The sequence below is a fragment of the Leisingera sp. CC-HEC096 genome, assembly GCF_059429235.1.
In genome coordinates this window covers 3027213-3050688 of the sequence record NZ_JCAIJS010000001.1, presented here as the reverse complement: position 1 = coordinate 3050688, position 23476 = coordinate 3027213, and the positions used below count along the sequence as shown (strand labels likewise).

23 protein-coding genes are annotated in these 23476 nt (G+C 62.6%); 16 read left to right on the top strand and 7 right to left on the bottom strand.

The genetic code is table 11. The features are described 5' to 3' along the window. The first annotated feature begins 1 nt into the window (after position 1). From ubiB to AC5STI_RS14655, 4 genes are all read left to right on the top strand, one after another. Positions 2-1531 (top strand): 2-polyprenylphenol 6-hydroxylase, encoded by a 1530-nt coding sequence (gene ubiB, locus AC5STI_RS14670; RefSeq protein ID WP_495447182.1) that lies wholly within the window; start codon positions 2-4, stop codon positions 1529-1531. A gap of 367 nt (positions 1532-1898) precedes the next feature. Next, positions 1899-2288, top strand: a complete 390-nt coding sequence (locus AC5STI_RS14665; RefSeq protein WP_490400067.1) for a response regulator — start codon at positions 1899-1901, stop codon at positions 2286-2288. A 96-nt stretch (positions 2289-2384) separates the two neighbouring features. Further along, complete coding sequence (locus AC5STI_RS14660; protein ID WP_495447181.1) at positions 2385-5660, top strand: chemotaxis protein CheB; 3276 nt, start codon at positions 2385-2387, stop codon at positions 5658-5660. Positions 5661-6022: 362 nt separating this feature from the next. Then, entirely contained in the window at positions 6023-6976 is a 954-nt protein-coding gene (locus tag AC5STI_RS14655; protein ID WP_495447180.1) for a sensor histidine kinase, read from the top strand. Between the two features lie 67 nt (positions 6977-7043). Here the strand turns inward: AC5STI_RS14655 and AC5STI_RS14650 are convergent, their stop codons facing one another. Together AC5STI_RS14650 and AC5STI_RS14645 are read right to left on the bottom strand one after the other, a co-directional pair. Next, positions 7044-7430: a response regulator gene (locus AC5STI_RS14650; protein WP_495447179.1), complete on the bottom strand. Its 387-nt coding sequence runs from the start codon at positions 7428-7430 to the stop codon at positions 7044-7046. 252 nt (positions 7431-7682) lie between these two features. Then, complete coding sequence (locus AC5STI_RS14645; protein ID WP_495447178.1) at positions 7683-8858, bottom strand: acetyl-CoA C-acyltransferase family protein; 1176 nt, start codon at positions 8856-8858, stop codon at positions 7683-7685. Between the two features lie 201 nt (positions 8859-9059). Between AC5STI_RS14645 and AC5STI_RS14640 the strand changes: the two genes are divergently transcribed. After that, on the top strand, positions 9060-9626 hold the full coding sequence (locus AC5STI_RS14640) for a helix-turn-helix domain-containing protein (protein WP_475048909.1): 567 nt from the start codon (positions 9060-9062) through the stop codon (positions 9624-9626). A 380-nt stretch (positions 9627-10006) separates the two neighbouring features. Next, complete coding sequence (locus AC5STI_RS14635; protein WP_490400072.1) at positions 10007-10213, top strand: cold-shock protein; 207 nt, start codon at positions 10007-10009, stop codon at positions 10211-10213. 65 nt (positions 10214-10278) lie between these two features. On the opposite strand, the gene AC5STI_RS14630 is transcribed toward AC5STI_RS14635, so the two are convergent. After that, entirely contained in the window at positions 10279-10680 is a 402-nt protein-coding gene (locus AC5STI_RS14630) for a VOC family protein (RefSeq protein ID WP_495447177.1), read from the bottom strand. A gap of 162 nt (positions 10681-10842) precedes the next feature. Here AC5STI_RS14630 and AC5STI_RS14625 point away from each other — a divergent pair, with 162 nt between their 5' ends. Both AC5STI_RS14625 and tdh read left to right on the top strand, forming a co-directional pair. After that, positions 10843-12030 carry a glycine C-acetyltransferase gene (locus AC5STI_RS14625; protein ID WP_495447176.1) on the top strand — a complete coding sequence of 396 codons (1188 nt, stop codon included), beginning with the start codon at positions 10843-10845 and terminating at the stop codon, positions 12028-12030. 14 nt (positions 12031-12044) lie between these two features. Continuing rightward, the gene (gene tdh / locus AC5STI_RS14620; RefSeq protein WP_495447772.1) at positions 12045-13073 is read left to right on the top strand and encodes an L-threonine 3-dehydrogenase; all 1029 of its coding nucleotides are present in this window, start codon (positions 12045-12047) and stop codon (positions 13071-13073) included. A gap of 79 nt (positions 13074-13152) precedes the next feature. On the opposite strand, the gene AC5STI_RS14615 is transcribed toward tdh, so the two are convergent. Beyond that, complete coding sequence (locus AC5STI_RS14615) at positions 13153-13881, bottom strand: metallophosphoesterase family protein (protein ID WP_495447175.1); 729 nt, start codon at positions 13879-13881, stop codon at positions 13153-13155. Between the two features lie 155 nt (positions 13882-14036). On the opposite strand from AC5STI_RS14615, the gene AC5STI_RS14610 reads away from it, so the two are divergent. Continuing rightward, complete coding sequence (locus AC5STI_RS14610) at positions 14037-14435, top strand: hypothetical protein (protein WP_495447174.1); 399 nt, start codon at positions 14037-14039, stop codon at positions 14433-14435. Between the two features lie 52 nt (positions 14436-14487). On the opposite strand, the gene serA is transcribed toward AC5STI_RS14610, so the two are convergent. Both serA and AC5STI_RS14600 read right to left on the bottom strand, forming a co-directional pair. Further along, entirely contained in the window at positions 14488-16083 is a 1596-nt protein-coding gene (serA, locus tag AC5STI_RS14605; RefSeq protein ID WP_475048895.1) for a phosphoglycerate dehydrogenase, read from the bottom strand. A gap of 97 nt (positions 16084-16180) precedes the next feature. Continuing rightward, a complete protein-coding gene (locus tag AC5STI_RS14600; protein ID WP_495447173.1) occupies positions 16181-17335 on the bottom strand; it encodes a phosphoserine transaminase in 1155 nt (384 codons plus the stop codon). Between the two features lie 279 nt (positions 17336-17614). On the opposite strand from AC5STI_RS14600, the gene serB reads away from it, so the two are divergent. The 4 genes from serB (at position 17615) to AC5STI_RS14580 (ending at position 19880) form a co-directional block, all read left to right on the top strand. Continuing rightward, a complete protein-coding gene (gene serB / locus AC5STI_RS14595) occupies positions 17615-18490 on the top strand; it encodes a phosphoserine phosphatase SerB (RefSeq protein ID WP_495447172.1) in 876 nt (291 codons plus the stop codon). A gap of 264 nt (positions 18491-18754) precedes the next feature. Next, entirely contained in the window at positions 18755-19075 is a 321-nt protein-coding gene (locus AC5STI_RS14590) for an ArsR/SmtB family transcription factor (RefSeq protein ID WP_495447171.1), read from the top strand. Positions 19076-19088: 13 nt separating this feature from the next. Beyond that, positions 19089-19526 carry an SRPBCC family protein gene (locus AC5STI_RS14585; RefSeq protein ID WP_475048885.1) on the top strand — a complete coding sequence of 146 codons (438 nt, stop codon included), beginning with the start codon at positions 19089-19091 and terminating at the stop codon, positions 19524-19526. Between the two features lie 33 nt (positions 19527-19559). Next, on the top strand, positions 19560-19880 hold the full coding sequence (locus AC5STI_RS14580) for a YciI family protein (RefSeq protein WP_475048882.1): 321 nt from the start codon (positions 19560-19562) through the stop codon (positions 19878-19880). Positions 19881-19943: 63 nt separating this feature from the next. Here AC5STI_RS14580 and AC5STI_RS14575 read toward each other — a convergent pair whose 3' ends face one another. Beyond that, entirely contained in the window at positions 19944-20942 is a 999-nt protein-coding gene (locus tag AC5STI_RS14575; RefSeq protein ID WP_495447170.1) for an asparaginase, read from the bottom strand. A gap of 181 nt (positions 20943-21123) precedes the next feature. On the opposite strand from AC5STI_RS14575, the gene AC5STI_RS14570 reads away from it, so the two are divergent. The 3 genes from AC5STI_RS14570 (at position 21124) to rlmN (ending at position 23447) form a co-directional block, all read left to right on the top strand. Next, on the top strand, positions 21124-21654 hold the full coding sequence (locus tag AC5STI_RS14570; protein WP_475048877.1) for an invasion associated locus B family protein: 531 nt from the start codon (positions 21124-21126) through the stop codon (positions 21652-21654). Between the two features lie 100 nt (positions 21655-21754). Next, positions 21755-22150, top strand: a complete 396-nt coding sequence (locus tag AC5STI_RS14565; RefSeq protein WP_475048874.1) for a lysozyme inhibitor LprI family protein — start codon at positions 21755-21757, stop codon at positions 22148-22150. Positions 22151-22259: 109 nt separating this feature from the next. Continuing rightward, a complete protein-coding gene (gene rlmN / locus AC5STI_RS14560) occupies positions 22260-23447 on the top strand; it encodes a dual-specificity RNA methyltransferase RlmN (RefSeq protein ID WP_495447169.1) in 1188 nt (395 codons plus the stop codon). The last annotated feature ends 29 nt before the right edge of the window (positions 23448-23476 follow it).

Sequence of the window (23476 nt, the reverse complement as noted above, 5' to 3'; positions counted from 1 at the left end):
CATGCGCGGCCCTCATAATATTCTGCGCCTGATCCGGACAGGCGCCACTTTCGAGCGCACCGGCGCCATGCATTCGGTGCTGGAGGCGTTTGAGGCTCCCAAACCTCTGCGCATCCTGGCGCGCACCCTGGGCTGGCCGTTCAAATGGCTGGGCTACAAGGGCGACCCCGCGATGCCGCCGGAGACCCGCGCGCTGAACGCGCTGGGGCCCGCCTATATCAAGTTCGGACAGGTGCTTTCGACCCGCCCCGACGTGGTGGGCAAGGATCTGGCAAACCAGCTGCGTGTTCTGCAGGACAAGCTGCCGCCGTTTTCCCGTGCTCAGGCTTTGGCCGAGGTGGAAAAGGAGCTTGGCCGCCCGGCCTCGGAAATCTTCTCCGATTTCAGCGATCCCGTTGCCGCCGCCTCCATCGCACAGGTGCACCGGGCCACGCTGGCGGAAACCGGTGAAGAGGTTGCTGTCAAAGTGCTGCGCCCCGGGATTGAGCGCGCCTTCAACAAGGATGTGGACGCCTTCTACTTCGCCGCCCGCATTGTTGACCTGTTCGCTCCCGGCGCCCGCCGCCTGAAGCCGATGGACGTGATCGAACACTTTGACGGCGTTGTGCAGGGTGAGCTGGATCTGCGGCTGGAAAGCGCCGCGGCCTCGGAGTTTGCCGCCAATACCGCCAAGGATGAGGGTTTCCAGCTGCCGGACATCCGATGGGCCTATTCCGCCCGCCGGGTGATGACGATGGGCTGGGCCGACGGAATTCCGCTGGGTGACAACGACGCGCTGGATGCGGCAGGACACGACCGCAGGCTGCTGGCCAACCGCGTCCTGTCTCTGTTCCTGCGCCACGCGCTGCGTGACGGCTTCTTCCACGCTGACATGCACCAGGGTAACCTCAAGGTCGCGGCCAACGGCGATATCATCGCCTATGACTTCGGCATCATGGGTCATATCGACGAATACACCCGCCGGGTTTACGCCGAGATCCTCTATGGCTTCATCAAGCGCGACTACAAGCGCGTGGCCGAGGTGCATTTCGAGGCAGGTTACGTGCCCGCCAACCGCGACGTCGATGAATTCGCCCGTGCCCTGCGCGCAGTGGGAGAGCCGATTTTCGGCATGGACGCCTCGCAGATTTCAATGGGCCGGCTGCTGAACTACTTGTTCGAGGTGACCGAGCGTTTCGGTATGGAGACCCGCACCGAGCTGATCCTCCTGCAGCGTACCATGGTAGTGGTCGAGGGTGTCGCCCGCTCGCTGGACCCGCATATCAACATCTGGGAAGCGGCCCGGCCGGTGGTTGAGGACTACATCAAGAAATCCATCGGCCCGCGCGCCGTGGCCTCTGACCTGCTGGAGACCGCCAAGGTAATGGCCCGCTTCGGCCCGCGTCTGCCTGCGCTGGTGGAACAGGCGCTGATTGCCCAGGCCGCACAGAATGGCGTCCAGACCCGCAACACCGGCAACTGGGTTGCACCGGCTGCCTTGGGAGCTGCCGGCGGTGCGGCGCTGTTTGCGGCCGTGGCCCTTCTGATCTGAAGTCCGGCCCCGGCAGAAGCGCAGTGGTTTCTTGCCGGAAGTCATCGCGGCGCAAGCGGGCCGCAGGCTCTGCGCGGCCGGCCTTGGCGTTTACAGCGAAACGCCGGCCCGGGCCTGCGGCTTTGGCAGCTGCCCCAGAGCGCATGCATCAGGAGCCAGGCTGTCTATTTAAGGTTGATTATCTTGTATTTCTAGCACGTTGACTACCGGGCAAGCCGGCAGCATGATGGCCCCAAGTTCGGACTGGCCGTTTCTTCCAAAACCGCAGGATTGCAAGGAGGGCGCTGGATCAGCTCTGCCCCTCTAAGAAGCACTGGCGGCCAATTGCCTGTTTCCGGCCCCATAGCAGCAACAACGGAACCCGGTAATGAAACGTCCGCGGAAAGTCCTGCTTGTCGAGAATGATGAGTTCGCACGCTACATGATGCGCGAAATCATTCTGGCACTTGGCGTGGACGTTGAAATTGCTGCAGACGGGCAGCAGAGCATCGATATCCTCACCGCGGCTCCGCACGATTTCGGGCTGGTGCTGATGGATCTGCACATGCCGCAAATCTCCGGAATCGAGGCAACCCGCCAAATACGCCAGTCGCGGCTCGACCTGCCCGGCAACCTGCCAATTATCGCGATGACTGCTGACGCCGCCTATCAAAACGACGCCATTATCCAGGAGCTTGGCATGACCAGTTTTGCCTCCAAGCCAGTGACCCCGGGTCAGCTTTTGAATTTGATTGATAAGTTCTGCGACGCAGCCTAACCGGTTCGAATCCGCCCGCGCGCGACCGCGGGGGTTGAAACCCTACTTTCAGACTTTTCGGAGACGTGTTGAAGAATGGAGCACCCGGAACAGGATATGACGGCAGAAAAAAACGGACCGCTGCCGGACGAGGACAGCACGCAAAAAGATAGCCACAGCTGGGACTTGCGGGTCGCAGGCATCGCTGCCTCGGCCGGCGGTCTGGAGGCCGTCTCCCTGCTGGTTCAGAACCTTCCCCGGTCCGCCAACGCTATCTATGTGATTGCCCAGCATATGTCCCCCACCCACAAAAGTGTGCTGACATCGCTGATCGCGCGGGAAACCTCGCTTCCGGTGGTGGAATTGAGCCGCGTCACGGAACCCGAAGCCGGCACCATCTACGTCACCCCACCCGACACAGACGTGGTGTTCGAAGACGGCAAACTGCGCTTGCGCAACCCCGCAGGCCATCCCGCAACGCCGAAGCCATCGGCGGACCGGCTGTTCCAGAGCCTTGCCAAGGAATGCGGTGAAAACTGTGTCGGAATAGTGCTGTCGGGAACCGGCAGCGATGGCAGCTACGGGGTACAGTCGATCCGCGAGGCCGGAGGTATCACAATCGCTCAAGAGCCCGGCTCGGCCAAGTACGACGGCATGCCTGGCTCGGCGATCGAAACTGGCTGTATCGACCTGATCCTCACGCCAGAACAGATCGGCGAACACGCGGAAAAAATACTAGCCAAGCCGCGTGACCTGGAACTGTTGCGTTCTGCCGCAGATGAACCCGGCAAGCTTACCGAGCTGTTCAGCATCCTTATGGCCCGCACCCAGGTCGATTTTGCCGATTACAAGGAAAACACTCTGAACCGCCGCATCGCCCGGCGGATGTCGGCGCTCAGCATCAATGACTATGAGAAATACGTCGATTACTGCCGGTCCAACGTTGACGAGGTGGATGCGTTGCACCGCGACTTACTAATCTCGGTCACACGCTTCTTCCGCGATCCGGACCAATTCCGAAAGCTGAACGACCAAGTCGAAAAGCAGCTGGCAGACAGGGGCCCCGGTCCGATCCGGGTCTGGGTGGTCGGCTGTGCCACCGGCGAAGAGGCCTATTCGATCGCCATTCTGATCGCAGAGATCCTCGGCGGCATTCACGCGCTGACTAAGGGCAACGTGCAGATCTTTGCTACCGATATCGACCAGAACGCCATCGAGGTTGCGCGCAAGGGAACCTACCCGATCTCGGCAGCCCAAGACATTCCGCCCAATTACCTGAAAGATTACTTCGATGTCGGTGAAAGCGACATCACGGTCCGTCAGGAGCTGCGCAATGTCACGCTGTTTTCGCGCCATAACGTGTTCCAGGATCCGCCATTCATCAACGTGAACCTGGTCACGATCCGCAACGTGCTGATCTACTTCAACCATGCCTTGCAGGAACGGGTGCTGACCCGGCTGCATTATTCCATGGCGCCGGGTGCCCTGCTGTTTCTTGGCACCTCCGAGACCGTTGGCGAGATGGGCATCTATTTCGAGGCCTGCCAGGGATCGGACAAGATCTTCGGCAAGCGCCGCGGGATTTCCGGAGAATTGTCTGTCTCCTCCAGGGCGCAGGGCAATGGCAATCTGCGGCCCCTCAACCTTAGGAAATCGCCTGAACGGGCGGCCGCAGAACAGGCCGCACAGGCCGACCTGTCGCTGGCTCGGGCCGTCGCCCCTAATGGCATCATCTGCACCCGCCACGGCGATATCATCGAAGTTCTGGGCGACATCAGTGTTTACAGCGAAATCCGGGCCGGCATGTCGACTTCGCTCAACGTCAAGATGCTGATCGAACCGCTGCGCGGCGAGGCCTCGAGCCTGATTGCGGTGGCCATCCGCAACGAAGAGCGCCGCGACGGCCGCTGGCACACAGTCTCTTTGCCCACCGGCAACCGCGTCCAGTTGCAAGCCTTTCCTTTTGTCAGCCGCAACGGCGGCGAGGTTCACTGCCTGCTGGCGATCAACACCAAATTCGAAGAGCAGAAGGAATTCACCTTCGAAGAGATCTCCGACCGTGACCAGCGCGATTACGTTGAGCGCATGGAAATGGAGATCCGTGCGACCCAGGAGGCGCTTCAACAGACCATCGAAGAGTTGCAGACCGCAAACGAGGAGCTCCAGTCCGCCAACGAAGAACTGCAATCCACGAACGAGGAATTTCAGGCCACCAACGAGGAACTGGAAACCTCCAATGAGGAACTGCAATCCACGAACGAGGAATTGCTGACCGTGAATGAGGAGCTGCAGATCAGCTCAGCGGAGCGTCAGGCGCTGTCTTCGGAGCTGGAGGCCATGCTGGCCTCGTCGCCTTACGCCGTTGCGCTGGCAGACCAGGCTCTGATTGTCCGCCGCGTGTCGCGCATGGCCAACGACGTGCTGGGTATTGGCGAGCTGCCGCCAACCGGCCTGCACCTCAGTCAATGCAACCTGCCGCGCGGCTTCCCGGCCCTGGCACCGATCGCCAATACGGTGCTGCGGCTTCAGGAGACCCGGCGCATACCTATCATGTCCGGCGGCCGTTGCTACACGCTGGTCATGTCGCCTGTTTTGGATGTTCATAACAAGCTGATTGGCATCTCGATCACCATAACCCGCTTCGACAACGAGCCCTCCTACAATGTTCTCAGGCTGGTCAGCAGCGTTGCCAGGCTTGGATTCTGGACCCACAACCTGGATACCGGAGAGACATTCATGTCACCGGAGGCGCAAACCGTCCTTGGCATTGAGGACAGCTCCGCCAGCTTGTCCTTCGAAGACATTCTCAACCGCGCCCATCCCGAAGACCAGGCGGGCTTGCGCGCATCGCTGGACAAGCTTCGCGATGGCGGCGGTTCCTTCGAGTTCGACGCCAGGTTCTTCGACGATGCCAGGAACTCCCGCAACCTCAAGGGCAGCGTGACGGTGTTCCAGGATTCGCATGGGGAGGCCGTGCAGTTTATTGGCGTATGCTGGGACAAAGCCCAGATCAATGAGCGGGAATTGCTGCTTGATTGCAGCGCGGCGATTCAGGAGCATTTGTCCATCGGCGTCTTTTCCATCGACGTTCTGAACAACGTGCCCGTGTGGACTCCGGCAATGTTCGACCTGCTCGGCTATGATCCGGAAACAAATGTGCCTTCGGTAGAACTGCTGCTGAAGCGCGTCCACCCTGATGACTTGGCTGACGTCAGGGACGGGCTTCAGCAAGTGCTGATGAACGGCCGTCCCTTCCATCGTGCAGTGCGCGTGCGCAATGCGGAAGGCACCTGCGCGCGCGCCCTCCTGTTTGCCCAGGCAAAGCGGGAAAAGAGTGGCCGGATATCCCACGTCTACGGCGGGTTGCAGATGTCAGGCACCGCCTCGGAATAGGCAGGAGAAAAACACCCGCAAGCTGGCAGCTGCCAAGGAGGAACGACAGATCACAAATCGCTCAGCATTCCGCCTGCACCGCAAACGGACGGGTATTGCCCGGGGCAATGCTTTCGGCTTGCCGTTTGCCAGCTGTCTCACCGGCGGTCCCTTGAAAATCATCGAAGGTGCTGCCCATGCTGCCTGAAGACGCAGACGTGAATGCCGATGTGCTGAGCAAGGCGTTTCTTGCGTCCCCGTACGGGTCTTTTATTCTGGATTGGAACGGCCGCATCCTTGTCTGCAACCGGCGGGCAGAACGCAGTTTCTGCCCGTTTTCCCCATCTGGCACCGGCGCACTGGCTGGAACCTGTTTCAGTGAATTGACCCTTCAGAACCGCGACGACGTAGTGTCCGGCCTGCGTAAGGGCGCCGCTGCAGGAGCCGTGAGCTTCCCCATGGCCGCCGGTAATCTTGGCACGCCAACGCAGGACACCGAATTCCGTCTTTCGCTGCTGCGGTCCGCCACCAAGGGCGAGCGGCTGATCCTCCTGACCCAGGATCAGCTGAGGCTCACAGCGGACAGATTGCGGCAAATGAACGAGATGCGCGGCAAGCTGCGCGGTGAACTGCACTTCGCCAAGGACGCAAATCTGAAGCTGCAGGAAACCCTGTTTTCCATGGAGGCCTTTGCCCATGCCGCTTCGCACGACCTGCGCACTCCGATCAACACCATGATAGGTGCCCTGCAGTTCTTCTCCGATCACTACAGCGCCGGGCTCCCGAACACCGCCCAGGAGTTCTTGCAGCACATGGCCCGGGCGGCCCGCCAGATGGACAGGCTGACAACCCAGCTTTTGGACCATTCGGTCTCAACCTCTTCCCGCATCAGCTTTCAGGAAATCGCAATGGAAGAAGCGGTTTCCGAGGCCTGCGCCAGCCTGCAGCAGGAAACGCAAGCCTGCGGCGCGCAGGTCCGCATTGAAGGGAACGGCACGGCATTGCAGGCGGACCCGACCTTGCTGCACTTGCTGCTGACCAACCTCCTGTCCAACGCGATCAAATACCGGGATCCTGCCCGCCCGCTGAAAATCACCATTAGGATGGAAGGCACCGGCCGCGAAGAATGGACACTTTCGGTGGCCGATAACGGAATCGGTTTTGACCCGCAGGAGAGGCACCGCATCCTGCAGCCGTTCCACCGGGTGCACCGCGAAATCGACGGCAACGGGATCGGCCTGTCAACCTGCGCCGAGATCTGCCGCCGCCATTCCTGGCATCTCCTTGCAGACGGTGAACCCGGAAAGGGTGCAGTCTTTACGATATCCTGCGGCTAATTTCCCCGGCCCGCCTGAAAGCCCTTTAAAAGCAATCCGTTCAGGGAAACTCCGGTGGGCCGCGAGGTTAGACTGCCGCTGCAGTTGCGACCCGTCCGGTCACATGGTCAACCATGCTGAGAAGATCAGAAAGGTTCACCGGCTTGCGCAGAACCCAGCGGATATTGCGGCTGAGAGTAAATAACTCCCCGCCGGAAAACAGCCGGCTGCCGGTAATGTAGACCACCGGAATATCCGGGCGCAGCAAGGCGGCGTAATCCGCCACTGGAAGTGACATTTCTTCCCCGATCTTCAGATCCAGGACCAATACGTCGAACGGCATTCCGGTCAATGCAGAAATGGCTTCGCTGCAGCTGGTGACTGCCGTCACAGTGTACCCAGCTTCCTGCAACGCCATACTGAAGGTGAAGCGGACACTGATATCGTCTTCCAGAAGCAGAACATTGGCTGTCACATTGATACCCTATACCGACGTCACTTGCACGGGATCACGCAACCCTTGCGCATTCCCGCCCGCTTTCGCAACCCCGGGAGGTGAATTCAGGAACGAATTCCGGCAATCACTTGGAATCGCCAGCTATTCTTAAGGGGTAATTACTTCTACTTAAAATTGCATAATCTGTATATGTGGACGGCGATATTTTATCGCAAAAGCCGTTCTGTCCGGGCAGGGAGCGCCGAAGCGACACTCCCCGCGGGATCATTGTCAAAGCCGTTCGATCGCCAGCGCAATGCCCTGGCCGCCGCCGATGCACATGGTGATCAAACCTTTGGAGCCTCCGGTCCGCTCCAGTTCATAAAGCGTTTTCAATGTGATAATCGCGCCGGTTGCGCCCACAGGATGGCCCAGCGCAATTGCACCGCCATTTGGGTTCACCTTGGCCGGATCCAGTCCCAGCTCCTTGTTCACGGCCAGCGCCTGCGCGGCAAAGGCTTCATTCGACTCGACCACGTCGAAGTCGCCAGCGGAAAGGCCGGTTTTCTCCAATAGGTTGCGCACCGCGGGAACCGGGCCGATGCCCATCACTTCCGGGCGCACGCCGGCATGGGCATAGCCGAGGATCCGCGCCTTGGGTTTCAGCCCTGTCTTCTCAGCCGCGGCAGCGGTGGCCAGCACCATGGCCGCTGCGCCATCGTTGATTCCGCTGGCATTTCCGGCAGTTACCCGGCCGTCCTTCTGGAATACCGCCCGCAGGCCGGCCAGCGCCTCGGGGGTGGTGGCCTTGGGATGCTCGTCCACCTCAAACGGCACCAGATCGCGCTTTACCTTCACTTCAACCGGGGTGATCTGGGACTTGAAATGACCGGCCTCGATCGCCGCTGCCGCGCGGGTCTGGCTGGTGAGGGCGAAGTCATCCATCTGCTCGCGGGTGATCTCATGCTCATCCGCCACATTTTCGGCTGTCACCCCCATATGGCCGGTGCCGAACGGGCAGTTCAGCGCGCCCAGCATCATGTCGAGCGACTTCACATCACCCATCTTCGCGCCCCAGCGGCTTTGCTGGATAATGTAGGGGCTGCGCGACATATTCTCGGCGCCGCCAGCCAGCGCGAACTCCGCATCGCCCATGGCAAGCGACTGATAAGCCGAGACAATTGCCTGCACGCCGGAGCCGCACAGACGGTTCACGTTCATCGCCGGAACCGCATCCGGCACCCCGGCCTGCATCGCCGCGACCCGGCTCAGGTACATGTCGCGCGGCTCTGTGTTGATGATGTGACCAAAGACCACATGGCCGATCTGGCCGCCCTCAACGCCGGAGCGTTCCAGTGCCGCCTTGGAGACCGTCGTGGCCAGGTCAATCGGCGCGGTGCCCGCCAGCGCGCCGCCAAAAGTGCCGATCGCGGTGCGGGCGCCGTCCAGGATCACGATGTCATTCATACTCTCTCTCCTCGTCAGATTTGCCCTATCATGCACCCGCAGCATTGATCTGTCTGCTGATACGTGCCGTCATCAAAACGCCGCGTCACCTGGCTGTCACCCCCGTGCACCGCCTGTACACCCCCTATTCACCGCTGCAGCGCAGCATCTGGTGCACCGGAACATTTGACAAATCGGCTTCGCCGTCGCAGAGAATCCGTCATGACGGAAAACAAAGACGATATCCTGACCCTGCTGCCCGCCCGCCTGAAAGAGGCGCGCCGCGCCCAAGGTTTGAGCCTGGAGGCAGTTGCCAACCTGTCGGGCGTCAGCCGGTCAATGGTGAGCCAGATCGAGCGCGGCGAAAGCTCCCCCACCATTGCGACGCTGTGGAACCTGACCCGCGCGCTGCAGGTGGATTTTGCCGGGCTGCTGGAAGCGGGCGACATGCAGGACCGGATCGAGGTGCTGCGCGCGGCGGATGTTCCCAAGATCGAGAACATGGGCCAAGGCTGCCGGATCCGCATCCTGTCGCCGCCGGAAGAGGCTGGCGGGCACGAGGTTTATGACATCCGGTTTGATCAGGGCGGCGCGCTGATCAGCCAGCCCCACACCCGCGGCGCGGTTGAGCAGCTGACAGTGCTGGATGGCGAGATTGCAGTGAGTTCCGGAAATGCCAAGGACCAGCTGCAGGCCGGCGACACCGCCCGCTATGCCGCCGACGTGGCCCACTCGATCACCGCGCCAGAGGGGCCGGCGCGGGTGTTTCTGATCGTGAAAAACGCATAAGCAGTAACATCTTCCCGCTTAGCCGGACAACAAAGCCCGCAACTGGCAAGGAAGACGTTTGATACCTTTACCGCTGCCCCCGGCAGATTCTGCTGCGCAATCCTAGAGAAACAGGCGACGGCCTTACGCAGCCGCTAGATGCGGGCCGGGACATCCGTAAGATGTGCTGGTCGGCTGCATCGGCAGGAAAACCCCTCGCAGCGGCTTTTATGCACAAAGCCCTTGAACGACTCGGGTGTCCGGCCCATATGTGGACCGCTTACGTTATTCTTGTCGATCCACTGTCTCCCGCTTCGCGGCGTTATCAGTCTCTCGATCCAGACCGACTACGCCAGGCTGCCGCACTTCCGCGGGCAGCACACACCAAGGAGACTACGGATATGGCCACCGGCACCGTAAAATGGTTCAACACCACCAAAGGCTACGGCTTCATCGCACCCGACGGCGGCAGCAAAGACGTGTTTGTGCACATCTCCGCTGTTGAGCGTTCCGGCCTGACCGGCCTGGCGGACAACCAGAAAGTCACTTTCGACATCGAAGCAGGCCGTGACGGCCGCGAGTCGGCGGTGAACCTGCAGCTGGCATAAGCCACGCAGCATTGCAGATCGGAAGCGCGGTTCCTGAAAAGGGGCCGCGTTTTCCTTTTGGGCGGTCAGCCCTTGTTCTTCTCGTCCCAAAGCTTGGGCTCCCACAGCTCCACCTTGTTGCCCTCTGGGTCCATGATCCAGGCAAAGCGGCCGTTTTCATGGGACTGCGGCCCTTGCAGGATGGGGATGCCTGCGGCGGTCAGCTTCGCGATCATGCCGTCCATGTCGTCGACCCGGTAGTTGATCATGAAGCCGGAGGTGCTGGGCGCAAACCATGTGCCGTCGGGGTCGGCAGTGCCCCAGACGGTGAGGCCGCCGTCCTCTGCCGTGTCGTCCTGCCAGTTGAGGATGGCGCCGCCGAAATCCGCCAGCTCCAGCCCCAGGTGATCGCGGTACCACGCCGCCAGCGTCTTGGCGTCGCCGCGCGCCTTGATGAATACACCGCCAATTCCCGTCACCCGTGCCATGTGTGCAATCCTCCCTAATTCTGGGCAGATAGTCCGGTTTGGCGGAATTTCACCGGCCGCGTCCAGTTTCACGGATTTTTTTCCGTAATGCTGAAATCCTGTATTCCGGAAACGCATCCGCTATGATAGACACGCGACTCGAGACACCAAGGGAGTTTGCGCATGTCCACTGCTTTTCTGACCGACATCTCCAACACACTGGCCCAGATCGAGGGTGAGGGGCTGTACAAGCGCGAGCGAATGATCACCTCCCCGCAGGGGGGTGAGATCACGGTTGGCGGGCGCGAAGTGATCAACCTGTGCGCCAACAACTATCTGGGTCTGGCCGACCACCCCGCCCTGATCAAGGCTGCCAAGGACGCGATGGAGCCGAAAGGGTTTGGCATGGCCTCGGTGCGGTTCATCTGCGGCACCCAGGACATTCACCGGGAGCTGGAGCAAAGGCTGGCCAAGTTCCTCGGCAAGGATGACGCGATCCTGTTCGCGGCCTGTTTCGACGCCAACGGCGGGCTGTTCGAGCCGCTGTTGGGGCCGGAGGATGCGATTATTTCGGACAGCTTGAACCATGCCTCGATCATCGACGGTATCCGGCTGTGCAAGGCCAAGCGCTACCGCTACCTGAACAGCGACATGAACGATCTGGAGGCCTGGCTGAAGCAGGCCCGCGAGGACGGGGCGCGGCATATCATGATCGCGACCGACGGCGTGTTCTCGATGGACGGCTACCTGGCGAAGCTGCCGGAGATCCGGGCGCTGGCGGACAAATACAATGCCATCGTGATGGTGGATGACTGCCACGCCACCGGCTTCATGGGGGCGACGGGCGCCGGCACGCCGGAACACTTTGGGGTGGACGTGGACATCCTGACGGGGACCCTGGGCAAAGCACTTGGGGGGGCCATCGGCGGTTATATCGCCGGGCCGCAGCCAGTGATCGACCTGCTGCGGCAGCGGGCGCGGCCCTATTTGTTCTCCAATTCGCTGCCGCCATCGATTGTTGCTGCCGGGCTCGAGGCGATCCGGCTGGTGGAAGAAGGGGACGGGCTGCGGGCGCAGCTGTTCGAGAATGCGAAGTACTGGCGGGCGGGGCTGGAGAAACTGGGTTTTGACCTGCTGCCGGGTGAGCATCCGATCATCCCGGTGATGCTTGGCGAGGCGCAGCTGGCGCAGGATATGGCGGCGCGGCTGTTTGACGAGGGCGTCTATGTCTCCGGCTTCTTCTTCCCCGTGGTGCCGCGCGGCCAGGCGCGTATCCGGACGCAGATGAACGCGGCGCTGACGCGGGACGAACTGGACCGGGCGCTGGCGGCGTTTGGCAAGGTCGGCAAGGAACTGGGGATTTTGTCATGAGCTTTCCGAACACGATGAAAGCGCTGGAGAAGAGCCATCCGCAGGAGGGCCTGTGGATGGTGCAGGCGCCGGTGCCGGAGATCGGCCCGGACGAGGTGCTGATCAAGGTGAAGAAGACCGGCATCTGCGGCACCGACATTCACATCTGGAACTGGGACGAATGGGCGTCGCACACCGTGCCGGTGCCGATGATTACCGGCCATGAATTTGCGGGCGAGATCGTCGAGATCGGCCGCAATGTCACCGATCTGGCGGTGGGGCAGCGCTGCTCGGGCGAGGGGCATCTGATCAAGACGGATTCGCGCCAGAGCCGGGCCGGCAAGTTCCACCTGGACCCCGGCACCCGCGGCATCGGGGTGAACGAGCAGGGCGCCTTTGCGCAGTATCTGAAGCTGCCGGCCTTCAACGTGGTGCCGCTGCCGGATGATATTCCGGACGAGATTGGCGCGATCCTCGATCCGCTGGGCAATGCGGTGCATACGGCGCTCAGCTTTGACCTGCTGGGCGAGGACGTTCTGATCACCGGGGCCGGCCCCATTGGCATCATGGCGGCGGCGGTGGCGAAACATGCGGGCGCCCGGCACGTGGTGATCACCGACATCAACCCGGACCGGCTGAAGCTGGCCGCCCATGTGGTGCCGGCAGTGCGCACGGTGGACGTGTCCAAGGAAGAGCTGCAGGATGTGGTCCGGGAGCTCGGCATGAAGCAGGGGTTTGACGTCGGGCTGGAGATGTCCGGTTCGCAGGCGGCGCTGGACCAGATGGTCGAGGCTTTGGTGATGGGCGGCAAGATTGCCCTGTTGGGCATTCCGCCGGGCAAGTCGCCGGTCGACTGGTCGCGCATCGTGTTCAAGGCCATCACCATCAAGGGGGTCTATGGGCGCGAGATGTTCGAGACCTGGTACAAGATGATCGCCATGCTGCAGAACGGCCTGGATGTGAGCCGGGTGATCACCCACCGGTTCGGGGTGGATGATTTTGCCGAAGGGTTTGCGGCGATGAAATCAGGGGCCAGCGGTAAGGTGGTTCTGGATTGGACGTGATGTCCGGTTGAGGGGGCTTTGCCCCCTCGCGCCTTTGGCGCTCACCCCCAGAGTACTTGTGGAAAGATGAAAAAGCGGATCAGGGTTTAAGCGGCATCCTGCCCGCGTCTGTCAGCAGCCAGCAGTCGCGGCCCTCGAAAACAGCGGCGGTGAGCGGGCGGCCGTAGCCGGCGCCGCTGTCGAGGTTGACGCGATTGCCGTAGTGGCTGGGTCGGTCCACCGGCGTATGGCCATGCACGATCAGCTTCGGATGGGGGCCGGTGTGGTCGTGGAAAGGCTGCCGGATCCAGACCAGTTCGTCCTCATGCTGCTGGGCAAGCGGCACTCCGGGACGTATCCCGGCGTGCACAAAGGCTAGCTCCGGCGTCTCGTGCAGGGCAGGAAGGCTGCGCAGGAATTCGGCGTGCGGCGCCGGTATCACTTCCTTGGCTCTGGCGTGCAGATCGTCGAGCCGGGTGCGGTCTTCGAATGTCAGCCCGTAGCTGGCCAAGGTCTCAACTCCGCCGATCCGCTCATGCAGCCAATGGTAGCCGATCAGGAGATGCGGATCGTGGCGGGGCGTCTCCTCCAGGAACCATTCGAACATCCGGTCGTGGTTGCCTTTTAGGCAGATCCAGTCCCGGCCCTGCTCCTGGCCGGCCATCAGCCGCTCGATTACTCCGCGGCTATCGGGGCCGCGGTCGGTATAGTCGCCAAGGAAGACGATGCGGGCATCCTCGCCGCCGTCGGCTTTGATCCGCTGCAGAGCGGCATCCAGCATCTCCAGCTGGCCGTGAATGTCGCCGATGGCGTAGAGGGGGGCGGTCATGGCGGCTCCTTGCTGCGGGCTGTGGCGGATTGATGGCGCATTGCGGCGGCAGGCTCAACCCCGGGAAAAACAGGCGGGCGGCTGGCAATCCGGCACCAGTGCCGCATTTTATCCGGCAGGACAGATGCAGACAGTCAGAGCCGGGAGGGTTGATCATGGTCGGAGTTGCGCGGTGGTTCATGCTGGCGGCGGTGGTGTCGGCGCTCGGCGGCATGGTCTGGGGCATTCAGATGTCGGCAAGCCAGGACCACCTCTTGTCGCCGGCGCATGGGCATCTGAACCTGCTCGGGTGGGTCAGCTGTTCGATTTATGCGTTCTATTACCACCTGCTGCCGGCCGCGGCCGGGGGCGTGCTGCCGCGGCTGCACCTGGGCACGGCGCTGCTGGCGCTGGCGTTGCTGGTGCCGGGCATTCCGCTGGCCATTCTGGAGCGGGGTGAGGTGCTGGCGCAGGCTGGATCGGCAACGGCGCTGCTGTCGATGCTGATCTTTACCGCGGTTGTGCTGCGGCACCGGCCGGACAAAGCGGTGTTCGCGCGTCAGAAGGGGCATTGAAAGAAGCCCCCGCGGCAGTGGCGGGGGCTTCTGCAGACTTGTACCGGGACGTTTAGACGACGTCGAACTCCAGCGGCTTGATCTGGTTGAACAGGCCGGTTTCGGCAAGCTTGGCGCGGATTTCGGCCGGGACGGGCTCATCCACGTAGAGCAGCGCGATGGCCTCGCCGCCGGCCTCGGAGCGGCCCAGGGTGAAGTTGGCGATGTTGACGCCGTTGTCGCCCAGGGTATGGCCCAGGGTGCCGATGATGCCGGGCACGTCCTCGTTGGTGGTGTAGAGCATGTGCGCGCCCACATCCGCCTCGATGTTGATGCCCTTGATCTGGATGAACCGCGGCTTGCCGTCGGAGAACACGGTGCCCGCCACCGAGCGCTCGCGCTTGGAGGTGACGGCGGTCACCTTGATGTAGCCGTCGAAAGCGCCGGATTTGTCCTGGTTGGTGGTGGAGATCTGGATCCCGCGCTCCTTGGCGACCACCGGGGCGGAGACAAGGTTCACCTCGGGGTTTGCGCGCTTCATGATGCCTGCGACCACGGCGCAGTTCAGCGCGTCCAGGTTCATGCCGGCCGCGACACCGTCATAGAGGATGTTGATCGCCTTGATCGGCTCATCCGTCATCTGGCCGACGAAGCTGCCCAGGTGGTCGGCCAGCTTGATCCAGGGGCCCATGACCTTGGCTTCCTCGGCGGTGACCGAGGGCATGTTGAGCGCGTTCTCGACCGCGCCGGTCAGAAGGTAGTTGGACATCTGCTCGGCCACCTGCAGGGCGACGTTTTCCTGCGCCTCGGTGGTGGCGGCGCCCAGGTGCGGGGTGCAGACCACGTTGGGCAAGCCGAACAGGGCGTTTTCCTTGGCCGGTTCTTCCGAGAACACGTCGAAGGCGGCGCCTGCCACATGGCCGGAGGTCAGGAGTTCCGCCAGTGCGGCCTCATCCACCAGACCGCCGCGGGCGCAGTTGATGATGCGGACGCCCTTCTTGGTCTTCTCCAGGTTTTCCTTGGACAGGATGTTGCGGGTCTGGTCGGTCAGCGGCACGTGCAGGGTAATGAAATCGGCGCGGGCCAGCAGCTCGTCCAGCTCCACCTTTTCGACGCCCATCTTGTCGGCTTTCTCGGTGCTCAGGTAGGGGTCATAGGCCACCACCTTCATCTTGAGGCCGCGGGCGCGGTCGCAGACGATGCCGCCGATGTTGCCGGCGCCGATCACGCCCAGGGTCTTGGCGGTCAGCTCGGTGCCCATGAACTTGGACTTTTCCCACTTGCCGGCATGGGTGGAGGCGGAGGCCTCCGGCAGCTGGCGGGCGACCGCGAACATCATCGCAATCGCGTGTTCGGCGGTGGTGATCATGTTGCCGAACGGCGTGTTCATCACAATGACGCCGCGCTTGGAGGCGGCTTCCTTGTCGATGTTGTCGGTGCCGATGCCGGCGCGGCCGATCACCTTGAGGTTATCGGCGTTCTCCAGGATCTTTTCCGTCACCTTGGTGGCAGAGCGGATGGCGAGGCCGTCGTACTGGCCGATGATTTCCGCCAGTTTTTCCTTGTCCTTGCCCACGTCGGGCAGGAAGTCGACGTCAATGCCGCGGTCGCGGAAGATCTGGACGGCGGCCTCGGACAGCTTGTCGGAGATGAGAACTTTGGGAGCCATGGCTTAGGGTCCTTATGAATGTCCCGGGGCGGTGGGCGGAATCGCCCACCCTACGGTGTTTGCTCTGGGCAGGGTGGGCAATTTGCCCACCGCCTGTTCAAGCGGCCTCGGTTTGGGCCGCGATCTCGGCCTCAAAGGCCCATTTGATCCAGGGCATCAGCGCTGCCACGTCGGTGGCTTCCACCGTGCCGCCGCACCAGATGCGCAGGCCCGGAGGCGCGTCGCGGTAAGCACCAATGTCATAGGCCACGCCTTCGGCTTCCAGACGCTTGGCCACGGCCTTGGCAAACGCGGCGCCGTCCTGGATGCGTTCGTCGGTGAACTTGAGGCAGACCGAGGTGTTGGAGCGGTATTCCGGCTGTTCCGCCAGGAAGGCGATCCAGGGGTTGTCCTGCACGAAGCTTTGCACCGCGGCCAAGTTGGCATAGGCGCGTTCGCGCAGGCCTTCCATGCCGCCGACGGAGCGGGCCCAATCGAGCGCCAGCAGGTAATCCTCCACCGCCAGCATCGAAGGGGTGTTGATGGTCGCGCCCTGGAAGATGCCGTCGATCAGCTTGCCGCCCTTGGTCAGGCGGAAGATCTTCGGCAGCGGCCAGGCGGGGGTGTAGCTTTCCAGCCGTTCCACCGCGCGGGGGCTGAGGATGATCATGCCATGCGCCGCTTCGCCGCCCAGAACCTTCTGCCAGGAGAAGGTGGTCACATCCAGCTTGTCCCAGGGCAGATGCTGGGCAAAAGCGGCAGAGGTCGCGTCGCAGATGGTGAGCCCTTCGCGGTCCGCCGGGATCCAGTCGCCGTTGGGCACCCGCACGCCGGAGGTGGTGCCGTTCCAGGTGAAGACAACGTCATTGGTGAAGTCGACAGTGGCGAGGTCGACAATCTGGCCGTAGTCGGCGGTTTTGACGGTGGCGTCCAGCTTGAGCTGCTTCACCGCGTCGGTGACCCAGCCGGAGCCGAAGCTTTCCCAGGCCAGCATCTCGGTGCCGCGAGCGCCCAAGAGGTTCCACATTGCCATTTCCACCGCGCCGGTGTCCGACGCTGGTACGATGCCGATCTTGTAGTCTGCCGGGATATTCAGGATCTCGCGGGTGCCTTCGATCGCCGCCTTCAGCTTCTCCTTGCCCACCGCAGCACGGTGCGAGCGGCCCAGCGGCGCGCCGGCGAGTTTTGACAGGTCGAAGACGGGAGGTTTGGCGCAGGGGCCCGAGGAAAAACGCGGATTGGCCGGCCGCGATGCCGGTTGTGCAATAGCCATCAATGCTACCCTTCCAGATAAGCGCCCCTCGTTGGGGAGGGGTGTCCCGGGTACAGAGCTAGGCTGCTGCAGCGCGGCACGCAACAGAAATATTGAAATTTTGCGGCTGTTCATTCGTTTTTTGCGACATGATTTTCCACCATCGGAAACAGCCGCTCTGAAATGGCAAAATGGGCCGCTCCTTATGATCACCCCGGATTTGAACAGGTTCTTGCCGTCTGGCCGATGCCCCGGCGGCCCGCTATGACAAGGGAAATCCTGACGAAACGGAGCCCGCCGATGTTTGTTGCCAGCCTGCTTTGCAATCCCGCCAGCCCGGTGCTGGAACCCGCCCTGCCCGAATCGCTGCGCAATGCCTGGGGCGGCGGCGAGGCCATCTGGCTGGCGCCGGGCGTGGCGGCCGAGTTCACGCTGGAGCAGATGCCGGACAACCGCTGGCAGGTCTGGGAGGATCTGCAGCAGATGGGGGTGGATCTGGTGATCCAGCCGGCGGAGGGGCGCAAGAAGAAGATGCTGCTGGCCGACATGGACTCGACCATGATCCAGCAGGAATGCATTGATGAGCTGGCCGAGGAGGCGGGCGTCGGCACACGCGTGAAGGAGATCACCGCGCGGGCGATGAATGGCGAGCTGGATTTCGAGGGCGCGCTGGTCGAGCGGGTCGGTCTGCTGCAGGGGCTGCCGGAGACGGTGATCACCAAGGTTCTGAACGAGCGCATCACCCTGATGCCCGGCGGCAAGCAGCTGCTGGCGGTGATGAAGGCAAATGGCGCTTATACGGCGCTGGTCTCGGGCGGGTTCACGGCGTTTACCGCACGTGTGGCGGCGGAGCTGGGCTTTGACGAGAACCGCGCCAATACGCTGCTGGCGGCAGACGGCAGGCTGACCGGCGAAGCGGCGCGGCCGATTTTGGGCCGCGAGGCCAAGGTGGAGGCGCTGGAGCAGATCACCGCCCGGCTGGGAATTGCTGAAGCGGATGTGATTGCCGTGGGCGACGGCGCCAATGATCTGGGGATGCTGAAACGCGCAGGCGCCGGTGTTGCGCTGCACGCAAAGCCTTCGGTGGCGGCGGAATGCGATATCCGCATCAACCACGGCGACCTGACAGCGCTGCTGTTCATCCAGGGCTACACCCGGAACGACTTCCAAGGCTGAGAACGCTCCCCGGGTCAGAGTCCGGGGAGCTCCCGCGCCCGCAGGAGCGGCTGCTGGCGCAGCCGCCCCTTGGCGGCCTTGGGCCCGGCGCTGCGCATTTGCGCAGCGCCGGGCCCAACGGGAGGAGCCTGTTCGCAGAACAGGCTGTCGACGGGCGGGAGACCATCCTGCCCAAGAAGGGCAAACGGCCCGCGGTTTCAGGCGTCTCTGGTGAGGATCAAATTAACGCTTCCATTATTTAACGATAATGTTAATAATAGGAGCATGACTCCGCTTCTGAAATCTTTTGCCGCCCTGTCGGACGAAACCCGCCTGTCGATTGTCGACCAGCTGATCACCCAGGGCGAGCTGCCTGCGGGCGATCTGGCGCCGGGGGCGGGCATTTCGGCGCCTGCCATCTCGCGCCACCTGAAGGTGCTGCGCGAGGCCGGACTGGTGCGCCAGCGCGCTGACGGTACCCGGCGGCTCTATTCTGCCCGGCCCGAGGGCCTCAGGATGATTGCCGAGTGGACCCAATCCCGCAGAGCGTTCTGGGACGGAAGCCTGGACCGTCTGCAGGCGGCTTTGATGGAGGACGGCACCTGATGGAGAAAACGGCATGAGCGACCTGCAGCTGCAACGGATCTTCCCGGTCAGCCCGGAGAAGCTGTTCGATTGGGTGACCACTCCGGACAAGCTGCTGAAATGGTGGGGGCCGGAGGGAGTCAGCATTCCAGAGCATGACTTGGACCTCAGCCGCACCGGCCCGTGGTATTCGGTCATGCAGAACAGCGACGGGCAGCGGTTCCATGTTTCCGGCCAGGTGACCCATGTGGATGTGCCGAAATCCGTCGGCTTCACCTGGGCCTGGCACGAGGAGGACGGCAGCCGCGGCGCCGAGAGCCATGTGACCTTCACCATCGCCGCTGCCGGGGATGGCGCCATGCTGCTAGTCGATCACCGGGATCTAAGCGACGACGAGATCGCCGCACGCCATGAAGAAGGCTGGACCTCGACCCTGCGCAAGCTGGAGGCTCAGCTGACGGCAATCACCTGACGCACATTTCATCGCAACCAAGGGAGAAGACCAATGCCAGAGTTCATTTTTGTTTATCACGGCGGCAAAACCCCGGAGAGCGAGGAGGAAGGCGCCAAGGTGATGGAGGCCTGGAAGAGCTGGATGGGCTCGATGGGCGATGCGCTGAAAGTGCCGGGCGCGCCGGTGGGCATGTCCAAGACCGTCAGCGCCGGCGGCGTGGCGGACAATGGCGGTGCAAATCCGGTCTCGGGCTATTCGGTTGTGCAGGCGTCCAGCCAGGACGCGGCCTGCGAGATGGCCAAGGGCTGCCCGATGGTGGCAGACGGCAGCGGCTCTGTCGAAGTCGCCGAGATCATCGAGATGGAGATGTAAGGAAACGCCCCGGTGCAGAGCCGGGGCGTTTGATTCCGGAACAGCAACTCCGCCGCCTTGCTTTTAGAACAGCAGCTCCGCTGCCGGGCGGATGGACCCGCATTCCAGCCCGCGGCGGCTGTAGAGAGTCTTGTTCATGTATTTACGGGTTTCCGGGTGCTCTGCCTCCAGCACGCCAAGGCTGACCATCAGCGCGGCAATGGCGCATTCGCTGGCGCGGGTAGTGCCATCTGTGATCTTCAACGCGACGCCCAGCTTCTGTTCCGGCAGAATGGCGATGAACACCGCCTCGGCGCCGGTCTTGATCGCCACCTTGCCGCCCATCGCGCGCATCAGGTTGGTGCAGCAGCGGGTTTCGCCAGCCACCAGTTCCGGATGCGCGGTCATTGCCGCGACCAGCTGCTGCGCCGCTTCTGAGGCGCGGTCGGAGCGGTCCGCGGCGCTGGCAAACCAGGCCATGGAACGGGCCAGGCCCGTGACAGTGGTGGCAAAGTTCGGTGCCGAGCAGCCGTCGATGCCATAGCCGGGACTATCCTGGCCGGTGGTTTCCTCAAACGCAGCAAGACAGGCCTGCTGCACCGGGTGATCCACCTCGATGTATTCCGCACCTGCGCCCAGGTACTGCGTCAGGGTCAGGAAGCCCGCGTGTTTGCCGGAGCAGTTGTTGTGCACCTGGCAGGGGCTGCTGTCGGACTTGATCAGCTCGTTGCGGGCCGGAATGTCATCCGGCAGCTGCGGGCCGCAGCGGAAATCGTCGTCCCTAAGCCCCAGCTGATCGAGCCAGCTGTTCACCCGGTCCGTGTGGATGTGCGCGCCGTTGTGAGAAGCGCAGGCCAGCGCCAGCTGCTCGGACGTCAGGCCATAGCGCGCGGCGGCGCCGGAAGTGATCAGCGGCAGCGCCTGGATCATCTTGGCGGAGCTGCGCGGATAGATCACCGCACCGGGGTCGCCCCAGCTGCGCACCACCTGGCCTGACGCATCGCAAATGACGGCATGGCCCAGGTGCAGGCTTTCCAGCAGCGGGCCGCGCCAGACTTCGGCCATGGGCACAGGTTTCGGCATGATGTCTCCCCTCATGTTTTGTTGGCGAAATCCTGCCAAAACGCACTTTCGCCCGTGGTGCTTGTTACGTTAGTGTGGTTGTGTAGCGCAAGCGAGGGGATCGGGACCAGACAGCGGATGAAACGCTGCGGGCCCTTTGCTTGGTTTTGAGGTATAGAGAACAGTCTTGGAGTCGGGACAAATGGCATTGAAACTCGCCCGCGTGGCTGCGGGCCTGTGTCTGGCAGCATTGGCAACCACCGCATCTGCGCAGGAAACTTCGAAGAACCGCGTCGCCGCCAAGGTCGACTGGAGCGTGTTCGAAGGCGATAACCCTAGCGAGTGTTGGGGTGTCTCGGCACCGAAGGAAACGGTGAACACCCGCGACGGCCGTGTGGTGGCGGTGCGCCGCAGCGAGATCCAGCTGTTTGTCACCTTCCGCGAGAATGCCACCCCCAAGGGTGAAGTGAGCTTTACCGGCGGCTATCCGTTTGCGCCGGGCTCCACCGTCAACATGGCGATCGGCGACTCTGAGTTCGAACTGTTCACCGAGGGCGAATGGGCGTGGCCCGCGACCCCTGCGGATGACGCCAAGATCATCACCGCGATGAAGCGCGGCGCCGATGCGGTGCTGACCGCACGTTCGGCCCGCGGCACCCAGACCAAGGACACCTTCTCGCTGTTGGGCTTCACCGCCGCGGTGGAAGACGCCGAGAAACGCTGCAGCAAGTAAACCTTGCCCGCACGGCATTCCTGTAAACCCCGGCCGGCGCCGGGGTTTTCTTGTTTGAAAGCCGCGGGGCGCGTAGCATGGGAGGCAGGAGGTGCCTGCCATGCCGAAGTTTGCCATTCTCCCGTTCACTTGCCTTGCAGTTGCGCTGCTTGCCCTGCCCGCCCATGCCAATCCGGCACTGGAATGCGGCGACGGCAGCCAGGAGGAAGTCGGCTCCTGCGTCGCCGATGACGAGGAGGGCGTGGAAGCGGCGCTCTTCAACGCGCTGGAAGCCGCCATGGTCGCGGCTGCGGAGCGCGACAATATCAATGGCGGGACAGCGGTCGAGGCTGCGCTGATGCAGAGCCAGACCGCCTGGGAGGCGTTCCGGACTGCCCATTGCGCCTTTGCCGGCGAAGCCCATGACGTGCGCGAGGATGCCGGGATTGCAACCCGGGCCTGCTGGACCACCCTGGGCCGGGCACGGGTAGCGGAGCTGGTGCGCTTCGCCAGATAAGCACGGCCTGGCAAAGCGCCGGAAAAACTTGTTCCGAGGATTCCTTTTGATCTTCGGTCAGAATCCTATATAGAGCCGCATCCGCCCATCAGCATCGAGTTCGAAAGCCATGACCGCCAGCGCGCCGATCACCCAAGACGTATTGACCCTGCCCCGCAAGGATCCCGAGGGCGGCAAGATCAATCTTGTCGGCCTGACCCGCGAGCGGATGCGCGAGGTGCTGATCGAACACGGCACGCCGGAGAAGCAGGCCAAGATGCGGGTCGGCCAGATCTGGCAATGGATCTACCAGTGGGGCAAGCGCGACTTTGCCGAGATGACCAACCTCGCCAAAGCTTACCGCGCGCAGCTGGCGGAAACGTTTGAAATCCGCGTCCCGGAAGTGGTGAGCAAGCAGGTGTCCACGGATGGCACCCGCAAGTATCTGGTGCGCATTGCCGGCGGGCATGAGGTTGAGGTGGTCTATATCCCCGAGGATGACCGCGGCACCCTGTGCATTTCCTCCCAAGTGGGTTGCACCCTGACCTGCTCCTTCTGCCACACCGGCACCCAGAAGCTGGTGCGCAACCTGACCCCCGCGGAGATTGTCGGCCAGGTGATGATGGCGCGCGACGATCTGGATGAATGGCCAGTGCCGGGCGCACCGAAGGAAGAAACCCGGCTGCTGTCCAACATCGTGCTGATGGGCATGGGCGAGCCGCTTTATAACTTCGACAACGTGCGCGACGCGATGAAGATTGCGATGGACCCGGAAGGCATCTCCCTAAGCCGCCGCCGGATCACGCTGTCGACCTCGGGTGTGGTGCCGGAAATTGCGCGGACGGCACAGGAAATCGGCTGCCTGCTGGCAATTTCTTTCCACGCCACCACCAACGAAACCCGCGACGTTCTGGTGCCGATCAACAAGCGCTGGAACATCGACGAGCTGCTGCAGGCGCTGGCGGATTACCCCAAGGCGTCAAACTCGGAGCGGATCACTTTTGAGTACGTGATGCTTGACGGGGTGAACGACTCGGATGAGGACGCGCACCGCCTGATCGACCATATCAAGCGCTATAACATCCCGGCCAAAATCAACCTGATTCCGTTCAACGAATGGCCGGGCAGCCCTTACAAGCGATCCTCGAACAACCGGATCCGGGCCTTTGCCAATATCGTTTATCAGGCAGGTTACGCATCACCGATCCGCAAGACCCGCGGCGATGACATCATGGCGGCGTGCGGCCAGCTGAAATCGGCGACAGAACGCGCCCGCAAGAGCCGCAAGCAGATCGAGGCTGAAGCCGGGATGAAATGAGCCTGGCCCGGACCCCCGCGCGGCAGGGG